The organism is Anaerobutyricum hallii DSM 3353, assembly GCF_000173975.1.
Lineage (GTDB): Bacteria > Bacillota > Clostridia > Lachnospirales > Lachnospiraceae > Anaerobutyricum > Anaerobutyricum hallii.
In genome coordinates, this window is record NZ_ACEP01000100.1 from 1 (window position 1) to 12,113 (window position 12,113).

The following is a 12,113-nucleotide window of genomic DNA, read 5'->3' on the forward strand; positions in this document are numbered from 1 at the left end:
AATTTGCCCGGGCAGCCAGGAAACAGAAGTCCGAGAATCAAATCATCTATATTTGTGGTCTGGGAGCTACGAGACTATAATAAAATATTAGAAAAGGCCAGCATGAAAAGGTATTGATTTTGACGACTTTGTGTTTTGTACAACTGAGTCAAAATCAATACCTTTTCATGCCGGCCTTTTCTTAGAAGACGACTTCTCGTAGCGACGAAAATCACAAATATAGATGATTTGATTCTCAGACTTCGTCTGTTTACTCACCCCGGCAAATTCCTATTTGTCCATTTGTATCAAAAAAAATACTTGACTTCTCCACCAGCTATGATATATTTGTAATCACTTGCTTTGATATTCAAACTATTTTAATTCAAAATAATATTATTTCAAAACAATAAGATTTGAAAATAAAAATATTCACATAGAATATCAGAACGAAGTGATCAGAAGTAATCATATGAGCAAGAAAAGGAGAAAGTGATGTTTGTCAAAATAAAAGGGACAGGCTCCTGCCTTCCTGAGAAAGTGCTTGATAATTTTGAAATTTCTCAGTTGGTAGATACGAACGATGAATGGATTCAGAGTCGTACCGGAATCAAGAGCCGGCATATTGCCAGGGAAGAGACAGCAGTTTCTATGGCAGCGAAAGCGGCGAAGAGGGCATTGGAAGATGCACAGGTTGCGGCAGAGGAGATTGACCTTCTCATTGTGTCAAGTGTTTCGTCTGAACAGCTTTTGCCATGTACAGCCTGCAGTGTTCAAAAGGAAATTGGTGCTGTGAATGCAGCAGCATTTGATTTAAATGCGGCATGTTCAGGATTTATAGTAGCTTATCAGATGGCAGCCGGACAGATTAAGGCCGGGCTTTCGAAAAAAGCGCTGTTGATCGGTGTAGAATGTCTGTCGAATATCGTGAACTGGGAAGACAGAGGTACCTGTATTTTATTTGGTGATGGTGCCGGAGCTGCGGTTGTCAGTGCAGATGAAGATGGGAATATAGATGGAAGAGGAAACATTGAGATTCCTTCCGTACTTCATTCCGATGGAAGCAGAGGTGAAGTACTTACCTGTCAGAATCCGACGGGAAAGAGAGCCGATGGTTCTTTAAAGGGTTATGTGGCGATGGATGGCAGAGAGATTTACAAGTTTGCAGCCAGACAGGTTCCTGTTGTAGTGAAGGAAATTCTTGAAAAGGCAGGAAAGTCTGTAGAAGAAGTTGATTTATTTGTTCTTCATCAGGCAAACCGAAGAATTGTCGAGGCAATCGCTAAGCGGTTAAAGCAGCCAATTGAAAAGTTTCCGATGGATATGATGCAGAATGGAAATATGTCTTCTGCGAGTATTCCGGTGCTGCTTGATGAATTAAAGAAAGCCGGAAAGTTACAGCCGGGAATGAAGATAGTTGTTGCCGGGTTTGGCGCAGGCCTTACATGGGGCGGCATGTATTTAGAATGGTAAAAAGGTAATTCCCGGAATTTCCGGATTACATAAAGAAGAAAACAATGTAAGAGTATAAGAAAGAATGAGGTTTATATTATGTTTGAAAAAATTAAAGAATTAATCGTGGAATCTTTAGGAATTGAAGAAGACCAGGTAACAATGGAAGCATCTTTCAAAGAGGATTTAAAAGTAGATTCTCTTGACCTTTTCGAGATGGTTATGAGTCTTGAGGATGAGTTTGATGTAGAAATCCCTACAGAAGAGTTAGAGAAGATGGAAACTGTTGGAGACGTTGTAGAGTACATCAAAGAACATAAATAGGCAGAGGGACAAAGAATGAAAACAGTGATTACAGAATTGCTTGGAATTGAGTACCCGGTAATTCAGGGCGGTATGGCATGGGTTGGAACAGCCGAGCTTGCCGCCGCTGTTTCCGAAGCCGGTGGACTTGGAATCATTGGTGCGGGCGGTGCACCTGCTTCTTGGGTGGAAGAACAGATTCATAAAGTAAAGGAAAAAACAGATAAGCCATTTGGCGTGAATCTGATGTTATTAAATCCAGAGGCAGATGCGATCGCCGAACTTCTTGTAAAAGAGGAAGTAAAGGTAGTAACAACCGGTGCAGGTAACCCGGAAAAGTACATGGAAGAATGGAAGAAAGCCGGTGTGCGCGTCATTCCAGTTGTAGCAAGTACTGCTCTTGCAAAGCGAATGGAAAAGGCTGGTGCGGACGCGGTTATCGCAGAAGGTACCGAGTCAGGCGGACATATTGGAGAGACAACAACAATGGCATTAGTACCACAGGTTGTTGATGCAGTAAATATCCCTGTAATTGCAGCCGGCGGAATCGCAGACGGAAGAGGAATGGCAGCCGCATTTATGCTTGGCGCAAAGGCTATCCAGATGGGAACGATTTTCGTTGCATCTAAGGAATCCATCGTAAGTGAAGCCTATAAGAATAAAGTAATTAAAGCAAAAGATATTGATACAAAGGTAACCGGAAGAACAACAGGACATCCAGTTAGATGTTTAAGAAATCAGCAGACAAGAGAGTATTTGAAGTTAGAGCAGGCAGGCGCTTCCTTTGAAGAACTTGAGAAGCTGACACTTGGCGGTCTTAGAAAGGCGGTTGTTGACGGTGATGTCATTCATGGAAGTGTGATGGCAGGCCAGATTGCCGGTCTTGTAAAGGACAGCAGAAGTTGTAAGGAAATTATCGAAGGAATCTGCAGAGAGATGAAGAACGTTGTTCTTTCACAGGCAGAGAATATCGGGAGGTAGAGTAAATGAGTAAAATAGCATTTCTTTATCCGGGACAGGGAGCACAGGTCGCAGGAATGGGTAAAGATTTTTATGAAAAAAGCCCACTGGCAAAAGAAGTATTTGATAAGAGCTGTGAGATTTTAGGACAGGATATGAAACATATCTGTTTTGAGGAAAATGAACTCCTTGACAGAACGGATTATACACAGGCTGCATTAGTTACTACCTGTATGGCAATGACAAAAGAGATTATGGCAAGAGGGCTTACACCAGACATGACAGCCGGGCTTAGTCTTGGAGAATATTGTGCGATTACAACAGCAGGCGGCATGGAGCTTGAGGATGCTATTAAGATGGTGTGGCTCCGCGGAAACCTCATGCATAACGCAGTACCGGAAGGTAAGGGCGGTATGGCCGCTGTACTTGGTCTTTCTGGAGAAGCGGTAAATGAGGCGATTGCATACATGGAAGGTGTTTACGTTGCAAACTATAACTGTCCGGGACAGATTGTTATTACCGGAGATAAGGAAGCGGTAGAGAATGCAGCACCAGCTTTAAAAGAGGCGGGAGCAAAACGTGTCATTCCATTAAATGTAAGCGGACCATTTCATTCCATTTACTTAAAAGAAGCAGGGGAGAAGCTTTATCAGGCACTTTCCGAAGTGACATTAGGAGAGTTAAAGATTCCTTATATGACAAATGTGGATGCAAGTATCGTGACAGATACGACAAGAACAAAAGAATTATTAAAAGAACAGGTTTATTCCTCCGTTTTATGGGAGCAGAGTGTGCGTGCCATGATAGCAGACGGTGTGGACGTTTTCGTAGAAATCGGTCCGGGAAAGACTTTGAGCGGTTTTATGAGAAAGATTGACCGTAACGTAAAGATGTTCCGAATCGGAACGATGGAAGATATCGACAAGACAGTGGAAGCTATAAAGGAGTTATAGATATGTTATTAGAAGGAAAAACAGCAATTGTGACCGGCGCGTCCGGCGGAATCGGAAAAGCAGTTGCCATCGCTCTTGCAAAAGAAGGCGCAGCAGTAGCCGTACATTTTCACGGAAATGAAGAAAAGGCACTTCTTGTAAAAAAAGAAATTGAAGAGGCAGGTGGAAAAGCAGAAATTTTCCGTGCCAATGTTGCAGATTTTGAAGAATGTAATGCTTTAGTAAAAGCGGTAGCCAAGACATTTGGCAGCATTGATATTCTTGTAAATAATGCAGGAATTACAAAAGATGGTCTTTTAATGGCTATGAGTGAAGCAGATTTCGATAATGTAATAGATACGAACTTAAAGGGATGTTTCCAGATGATTCGTTTTGCGAGCCGTCGCATGATGAAGCAGAGATATGGAAGAATCATTAATGTAAGTTCCGTTTCCGGCGTCGCCGGAAATGCCGGTCAGGCGAACTATAGTGCATCCAAAGCAGGAATAATTGGATTAACCAAATCCGCAGCAAAAGAATTAGCGTCCAGAGGAATTACCTGTAACGCTATTGCTCCGGGATTCGTAAAAACAGAGATGACAGATGTACTTTCTGATGAAGTAAAAGAAAATGCAAAGAAACAGATTCCACTTGGCCGTTTTGCAGAGCCGGAAGATATTGCGAATGCAGCAGTATTTTTAGCTTCTGACAAAGCGTCTTATATTACCGGTCAGGTACTTTTAGTGGATGGTGGTATGGTGATGTAAGTGAGAGAAAGGATTTTTCTGATATGAAAAGAAGAGTAGTAATTACCGGAATGGGTGCTGTGACTCCAATCGGAAACACATTAGACGAATTCTGGAATGGAATTAAAGAAGAAAAGGTAGGTATCGGAGCTATCACAAAGTTCGATACCGAAGATTATAAAGTAAAGATTGCAGCCGAAGTAAAAGATTTCAATGTAAAAGAAAGACTTGATAACAAGGCAGCAAGAAGAATGGAAGTTTTCTCCCAGTATGCCGTAGCTGCATCAAGAGAAGCATTTGCCATGGCAGGTCTTGATATGGAAAAAGAAGATCCATACCGTGTCGGTGTTATCATTGGTTCCGGTATCGGCGGTCTTTCCAGCATGGAGAAAGAGCATGAGAAAATCATTACAAAGGGACCAAAGAGAGTGAGTCCAATGCTTATTCCTTTAATGATTTCCAACATGGCAGCAGGAAATGTAGCGATTGACTTAGGCTGCAAAGGCAAATGTACTGACGTAGTAACTGCATGTGCGACAGGAAGTAACTCTATCGGAGATGCCCTTCGTGCCATTCAGTACGGAGATGCCGATGTTATGCTTGCCGGTGGAACAGAAAGCAGTATCACACCAGTTGCCGTTGCTGGATTTACAAATCTGACTGCACTTTCCAGTGAGAGCGACCCGTTACGCGCGTCTCTTCCATTTGATGAGGCAAGAGGCGGATTCGTTATTGGCGAGGGAGCAGGAGTTGTTGTATTAGAGGAATTAGAACATGCGAAAAAGCGTGGAGCAAAGATTCTTGCAGAGTTAGCCGGATATGGTTCTACCTGTGATGCCTTCCACATCACTTCTCCTGCAGAGGACGGAAGCGGTGCAGCAAAAGCAATGGAACTTGCCATGGAAGAAGCAGGTGTAAAACCGGAAGAAGTAGATTACATTAACGCACATGGAACAGGAACCCACCACAACGATTTATTTGAGACAAGAGCTGTAAGACGTGCCTTTGGTGAGAGCGCAGACCATTTAAAAATGAGTTCTACAAAGTCAATGATCGGACATTTGCTTGGAGCAGCCGGAGCGGTAGAGTTAATCGTTTGTGTGAAGTCCATCGAAGAAGGCTATATCCATCCAACCGTAGGAACAACCAATCCTGGTGAGGGATGCGATCTTGACTATGTAATTAACGGAGCAGTAGAGCAGGAAGTGAATGTAGCCATCTCCAACTCTCTTGGTTTTGGAGGACATAACGCTTCTCTTCTTGTAAAGAAATACGAGGAGTAGACAGATATGGATTATCAGCAGATTTTAGAATTAGTAAAAGAAGTATCAAAAGCAGGGCTTACGAATTTTGAATATACAGAGGGTAATATCCGCATTGCCATGAGTTGTCCACAGCCAGAAGAAAAAATCGTTGTGCCAGCTTCAAACATTGCGTTACAGGAAGCCATTGGTGTCAGCGCAAACAGCGTGAATGGTGCAAATACAGCCGGAACAGAGGGAGTTGCAGCTACTGCAGCTGCACAGTCACAGGCAGCAGAAGCAGTCGGGGAAAAGGGTGGAAACCTCGTAAAATCCCCGTTAGTTGGTACATTTTATGCAGCACCTTCTGAAGATGCAGAGCCTTTCATAAAAGTAGGGGATACCGTAAAGAAAGGGCAGACTTTGGCCATTGTTGAGGCAATGAAGCTTATGAATGAGATTGAGAGCGAATTCGATGGTGTTGTTACGGAAATTCTTGTAGAAAATGAAGAGAATGTGGAGTATGGACAGCCGTTATTCAGAATTCAGTAATATTGATAAGGTATGAATTTAAGTCTGATTTTCTCAAGTTAATAAGTCAGAAGCTTTAACAGAAAGTAAAAACAGGTTTTTATAAATATAAGTAAAGCAGTAAACAGGTTGGAAGAAAATTATGAGATTAGGAATTAAAGAAATTGAACAGATTTTACCACACAGACATCCATTTCTTTTAGTTGATTACATCGAAGAGATGGAACCAGGTGTCAGTGCCGTAGGATATAAATGCGTAACATTTCATGAAGACTTTTTCCGTGGACATTTTCCACAGGAGCCAGTTATGCCAGGTGTTCTTACTGTAGAAGCGTTAGCGCAGGTAGGGGCAGTTGCCATACTTTCCTTAGAAGAAAATAAAGGAAAGACAGCATATTTTGGTGGAATTAATAAATGCCGTTTTAAAGGGAAAATTGTTCCGGGCGATAAAGTAAAGCTTGAGACCAAAATCGTAAAACGTAAAGGCCCGATGGGTGTGGGAGAAGCCACAGCCTATGTGGACGGAAAAGTAGTAGTAAAGGCAGAATTAACTTTTATGGTTGGTTGATTTTTCATCAGAATAAGTCTCAAGGAAGATAGATAGAACATAGAAATAGTATAATTTTAGGATAGAGAATTGTGGCAGAAGTTGTCGCAATAAAGATAAAAGGAGAACATAATGATTCGGAAAATATTGATTGCAAACAGAGGAGAGATTGCCATCCGCATCATCCGTGCTTGCAGAGAGATGGGAATTGAAACTGTTGCAGTGTATTCCGAAGCAGACCGGGAGGCACTTCATACACAGCTTGCCGATGAGGCGGTCTGTATCGGACCTGCTGCAGCAAAAGACAGTTATCTGAATATGGAGCAGATTATTAGCGCAACGATGATTACCGGTGCGGATGCCATACATCCGGGATTTGGTTTTTTATCAGAAAACAGCCAGTTTGCGAAACTGTGTGAGGCCTGCCACATTACTTTTATCGGTCCGGACTCTGATATTATTGCCCGACTTGGCAATAAGGCAGTAGCAAGACAGACAATGGTAGATGCTGGTGTCCCAGTAATTCCAGGATGTCAGAAGGCGCTTACTGATGTAAAAGAAGCGTTGGAAATTGCAAAAGGAATCGGCTTTCCAGTTATCGTAAAGGCCGTTCTTGGTGGCGGCGGTAAGGGAATGCGTGTCGCTTACAATGAGGATGAGTTCGAAAATGCATTCTTAATGGCGCAGAAAGAATCCGGACTTGCTTTCGGTGATGAGAGCATGTACTTAGAGCATTTTGTAGAGAATCCCCGCCATATAGAGTTTCAGATTCTTGCCGACAATTATGGTAATGTCATTCATTTGGGAGAACGCGACTGTTCTGTGCAGAGAAATCATCAGAAAGTCATTGAGGAATCCCCATCTGCCGTAGTAGATGAGGAACTTCGTGAGAAAATGGGACAGGCAGCTGTTCTTGCAGCAAAGGCAGCAGGATATAAGAATGCAGGAACGATTGAATTTCTCCTTGAAAAAGATAAAAGCTTTTACTTTATGGAAATGAACACTCGTATCCAGGTAGAACATCCTGTCACAGAATGGGTTACAGGAATCGACTTGATTAAAGCACAGATTCGAATTGCTGATGGCGAGAAACTGAAATGGAAGCAGGAAGATATCCAGATTACCGGTCATGCCATTGAGTGCCGTATCAATGCGGAAGACCCATCAAAGAACTTCCGTCCATGTCCTGGAAGAATTACCGATATGTATCTTCCAGGTGGAAAAGGTGTTCGTATTGACAGTGCAATCTACAGTGGATGTGAAGTATCCCCATACTATGATTCTATGATTACAAAGCTCATTGTATTTGCGGCAACGAGAAAAGAAGCAATTGCAAAAATGCATCGTGCATTAGGCGAAGTTATCATCGAGGGAATCACAACGAATATTGATTTCCTTTATGAGATTATGGAACGTCCGGATTATCAGGAGGGCGATTTTACGATTCAGTATTTGGAAAAGGTGCTTGAAGAACGTAGTCAGGAAATCAAAAAGTAAGATTCACATCTTATTTTGTATTTTTGAGATGTATTTCCTATCTATTCGGCCGACGTAGTTCGCCATGTAGCTTTCATTTAAGCGAAAGCTTTTGTAAATTAGATGTACATCTTGCAGAAACATTTTCCAGACATGTTCTTGAAGAGATGGGAAAAATAAATAGTCAGCGGCCCGTAATAAAAAAATAACAGGTTTACCTGTTATGTACGAAAGGATTTATTTATGAAATTAAAAAGTATATTTAAGAAAACACCCGTCACAAAGCCGGAAGTAAAAGAAGCTGCCAGCAAGGTAAAGCCAGAAGTTCCAGAAGGACTTTTAAAACGCTGTAATAAATGTGGAAAGGGTATTTTCACAGAAGATTATAAGAAGAATTTATATATTTGTCCAAAGTGCGGAGGCTACCTTCGTATGCCAGCCCAGAAAAGGATTGCATTTTTAACAGAAAAGGATTCTTTTGAAGAATGGGATACCGGGCTTACAACAGAGAATCCTCTCCATATGATTGGGTATCCAGACAGAATCAAATCCCTGCAGGAAAAAACAAAGTTAGATGAGGCAGTCATCACAGGAAAAGCTCGCATCGGAGCAAATGAAGTTGCTCTTATGGTCATGGATGGACGATTCCTTATGGCAAGTATGGGTGAAGTCGTTGGTGAAAAAATTGCAAGAGGTGTAGAACGCGCGACAAAAGAAAAACTTCCTGTCATTATTTTCACCTGCTCTGGTGGTGCGAGAATGCAGGAAGGTATGACCTCTCTTATGCAGATGGCTAAGACTTCTGCCGCATTAAAACGACACAGTGACGCTGGCTTACTTTACATTACAGTTCTCACAGATCCGACAACAGGCGGCGTTACCGCAAGTTTTGCTATGCTTGGCGATATCATTTTAGCAGAGCCAAAGGCACTCATCGGATTTGCAGGCCCGCGAGTTATCGAGCAGACCATTCACAAGAAGCTGCCGAAAGGATTCCAGCGTTCCGAATTTCTCTTAAAACACGGTTTTATTGATAAAATCGTTGAGAGAAAAGATATGAAAACGGTGTTGGAGAAGATTCTTACAATGCACCGTTTAACAGCAGAAGGGGTAGCGGAGAATACAGGCAATAATGCAGTCTTCAATGATGGTGATATTACAGTGGCATCAGAACAGGAAGTAGGTCAGACAGTTAAAATAGTGAAAAACTCTCGCAAACAAAAACTTTCCGCAACACAAAAGAAACGTGCATCAGAAAAAACAGCCTGGGAGCGCGTCCTGACTTCCCGTGAAAAAGACCGCCCAGTTGGTGAAGATTATATCAGCGGATTATTCGAAGAATTTATCGAATTCCACGGAGACAGAAACTTTGGCGATGATGCCGCCATCTGCGGAGGTATTGCTTATTTTCAGGGACAGCCGGTAACCGTTATCGCGCAGATGAAAGGAAAAAGTACTTCAGAAAATATTGAGCGTAACTTTGGGATGCCGGAGCCAGAAGGCTATCGTAAAGCACTTCGTCTTATGAAGCAGGCCGAAAAGTTCCACCGTCCAATCATCTGTTTTGTCGATACACCGGGAGCTTTCTGTGGAATGGAAGCCGAGGAACGAGGTCAGGGTGAGGCAATCGCCAGAAATCTCTATGAAATGTCTTCCTTAGAGACCCCAATTCTTTCCGTCTTAATCGGAGAAGGCGGCAGCGGCGGTGCGCTTGCCATGGCAGTAGCCGATGAAGTCTGGATTCTTGAAAATGCAGTTTATTCTATTCTTTCTCCAGAAGGCTATGCGGCTATTTTATGGAAAGATGGCAGTCAGGCAGCCCGCGCAGCCAAAGCAATGAAACTGACTTCTTATGATTTATACAAAGCAGGTTTTGTTGAAAAAATTATTTCAGAGCCGGAATCCTATACATTAGATTCAATGATGAATGTATTTGATAATTTAGAAGAAAATATCTCCGCATTTTTAGAAAACAGCAAGGAAATGACAGAAAAAGAGAGAGTTGAGGCAAGATACCAGCGTTTTCGCAGTATGTAGGGAACGCTTTATAAAGAACTAATATGATTCACATCAAATAAAATGAAATGTCAGTGATGTCACATTAGTATTTCACTGAATTAGTCAGTTATTTGAGTTTTATGTTGATATAAACATAGAAAATAGAATATTAGTACTTATAGGAGAATATAACTTATGAAGAAAAACTTATTTTCTATTGGAAAAAAACAAGTAAGAGTTCCAATCGTACAGGGTGGAATGGGTGTTGGTATCAGTCTTGGGAGGCTTGCCGGAACAGTTGCAAAAGAAGGTGGAGCCGGAACAATCTCTGCCGCACAGATTGGTTTTAAAGAACCAGATTTTTATGAGAATCCCATAGAAGCTAATAAACGTGCCATTCATAAAGAAATGCAAAAAGCGAGAGCAATTTCACCGGATGGAATTGTTGGCTTTAATCTTATGGTAGCCATGAACGATTATGAAACCTATGCCCACGAAGTAATTGCAGCAGGAGCTGATTTTATCGTATCAGGAGCAGGTCTTCCCGTAGATCTGCCTGCGTATACAGCAGACAGCGATATTGCGATTGCCCCGATTGTATCCACACAGAAATCCGCTCGTGTTATTTTAAAATTCTGGGATAAAAAATATAAAAGAACCGCCGATTTTATTGTGATAGAAGGACCGATGGCGGGAGGACATTTAGGATTTCATAAAGAACAGTTAGAAGAATTTACTCCAGATATTTATGGAGAAGAAGTAAAGAAGATTATTACCGTAGTACAAAAATACGAAGAAAAATACGAGAAAAAAATAACCTGTCATCCTGGCAGGAGGCATTTATGACCATGCCGATTATGAGAGAGCATTTTCTCTTGGAGCAGACGGGGTGCAGATTGCGACCCGATTTGTGACAACTGAAGAATGTGATGCAGATGAACACTATAAACAAACCTATATTCAAGCAGAAAAAGAAGATATCGTTATCGTAAAAAGTCCGGTCGGAATGCCGGGAAGAGCAATCAGAAACACATTTTTAGATAAAGTAAAATCCGAAGGAAGGATACCGCCGACGAAATGTCTTCGCTGTATTCATACCTGTAATCCGGCAGAAACACCGTACTGTATCACAGAAGCACTCATCCATGCAGCCAAAGGAGAGACAGAAAATGCCCTTTTATTCTGCGGAGGACGCGCTTATGAGGCAAAAACAATCGAAACAGTAAAAAAAGTAATTGATTATTTCTGTAGTTCTTGTATATAATGATAATAAAAGAAGATAAAGTCCATAATTGTATACAAATATAAAGAGTTGCGATGGAATTTAGGAAACATCCCAGCCATCATAAATGCAGATCTTTATAAAGGCCAGATGATTTATAGGGTTATCATGCGATAAAAACGATACGGTATTAGATAAGGTGAGAATATAGGAATGAACGATGTAAGAGAAACGATAAACACAATGTTAGTAAAGACTTTCCACGAGATTTTAGAGCTGGAAGAGAAGGCAATTATCACAGATGAATTTTCCGATATCAGTAACAATGATATGCATATCATAGAAGCCATCGGTCTTGGAGATGGTGCACGCATGAGCGTAGTAGCAAAGCGGCTGAATATCACTGTAGGTTCTCTCACAACATCCATGAACAGTCTGGTGAATAAGGGGTATGTGGCAAGAGCCAGAAGTGAGAAAGACAGACGAGTAGTTAATGTCTATCTCCTCGAAAAGGGAATTGCTGCCTACAAACATCATGAAGAATTTCATGAGAAAATGTTAGATGCTATCATGGAAACATTAAGTCCGGAAGAACTCGTTGTCTGGGCGAAGTCCTGTGATCGTCTGACACAGTTTTTAAAATCTTACGACAAAAGCCACATTAAAAAGGCCAAATAAAACAAAAAGTGAAAAAAAGAGGAATAATTCGATACCTGTTTGCATAAG

General features: G+C 41.6%; 11 protein-coding genes and 1 pseudogene. All 12 read left to right on the forward strand.

The window, feature by feature from the left end:
- Nucleotides 1–474 precede the first annotated feature (474 nt).
- The 12 genes and pseudogenes from EUBHAL_RS09720 to EUBHAL_RS09775 all read left to right on the forward strand — a co-directional run bounded on the left by EUBHAL_RS09720 (nt 475) and on the right by EUBHAL_RS09775 (nt 12,065).
- Nucleotides 475–1,452 carry a beta-ketoacyl-ACP synthase III gene (locus tag EUBHAL_RS09720; RefSeq protein WP_005348768.1) on the forward strand — a complete coding sequence of 326 codons (978 nt, stop codon included), beginning with the start codon at nt 475–477 and terminating at the stop codon, nt 1,450–1,452.
- A 78-nt stretch (nt 1,453–1,530) separates the two neighbouring features.
- A complete protein-coding gene (gene acpP / locus EUBHAL_RS09725) occupies nt 1,531–1,755 on the forward strand; it encodes an acyl carrier protein (protein ID WP_005348769.1) in 225 nt (74 codons plus the stop codon).
- 15 nt (nt 1,756–1,770) lie between these two features.
- A complete protein-coding gene (fabK, locus tag EUBHAL_RS09730) occupies nt 1,771–2,715 on the forward strand; it encodes an enoyl-[acyl-carrier-protein] reductase FabK (RefSeq protein WP_005348771.1) in 945 nt (314 codons plus the stop codon).
- Between the two features lie 5 nt (nt 2,716–2,720).
- Nucleotides 2,721–3,647, forward strand: a complete 927-nt coding sequence (gene fabD / locus EUBHAL_RS09735) for an ACP S-malonyltransferase (RefSeq protein WP_005348773.1) — start codon at nt 2,721–2,723, stop codon at nt 3,645–3,647.
- A 2-nt stretch (nt 3,648–3,649) separates the two neighbouring features.
- A complete protein-coding gene (gene fabG / locus EUBHAL_RS09740; RefSeq protein ID WP_005348774.1) occupies nt 3,650–4,393 on the forward strand; it encodes a 3-oxoacyl-[acyl-carrier-protein] reductase in 744 nt (247 codons plus the stop codon).
- Between the two features lie 23 nt (nt 4,394–4,416).
- Complete coding sequence (gene fabF, locus EUBHAL_RS09745) at nt 4,417–5,655, forward strand: beta-ketoacyl-ACP synthase II (RefSeq protein WP_005348776.1); 1,239 nt, start codon at nt 4,417–4,419, stop codon at nt 5,653–5,655.
- A 6-nt stretch (nt 5,656–5,661) separates the two neighbouring features.
- On the forward strand, nt 5,662–6,165 hold the full coding sequence (accB, locus tag EUBHAL_RS09750; protein WP_005348777.1) for an acetyl-CoA carboxylase biotin carboxyl carrier protein: 504 nt from the start codon (nt 5,662–5,664) through the stop codon (nt 6,163–6,165).
- A 121-nt stretch (nt 6,166–6,286) separates the two neighbouring features.
- Entirely contained in the window at nt 6,287–6,712 is a 426-nt protein-coding gene (fabZ, locus tag EUBHAL_RS09755) for a 3-hydroxyacyl-ACP dehydratase FabZ (protein WP_005348778.1), read from the forward strand.
- Nucleotides 6,713–6,823: 111 nt separating this feature from the next.
- Nucleotides 6,824–8,188, forward strand: a complete 1,365-nt coding sequence (locus EUBHAL_RS09760; RefSeq protein WP_005348785.1) for an acetyl-CoA carboxylase biotin carboxylase subunit — start codon at nt 6,824–6,826, stop codon at nt 8,186–8,188.
- A 222-nt stretch (nt 8,189–8,410) separates the two neighbouring features.
- Entirely contained in the window at nt 8,411–10,204 is a 1,794-nt protein-coding gene (locus tag EUBHAL_RS09765) for an acetyl-CoA carboxylase carboxyl transferase subunit (RefSeq protein ID WP_005348791.1), read from the forward strand.
- Nucleotides 10,205–10,360: 156 nt separating this feature from the next.
- A pseudogene (locus EUBHAL_RS16885) lies at nt 10,361–11,429 on the forward strand (NAD(P)H-dependent flavin oxidoreductase).
- A gap of 171 nt (nt 11,430–11,600) precedes the next feature.
- A complete protein-coding gene (locus EUBHAL_RS09775; RefSeq protein WP_005348794.1) occupies nt 11,601–12,065 on the forward strand; it encodes a MarR family winged helix-turn-helix transcriptional regulator in 465 nt (154 codons plus the stop codon).
- Nucleotides 12,066–12,113 lie beyond the last annotated feature (48 nt).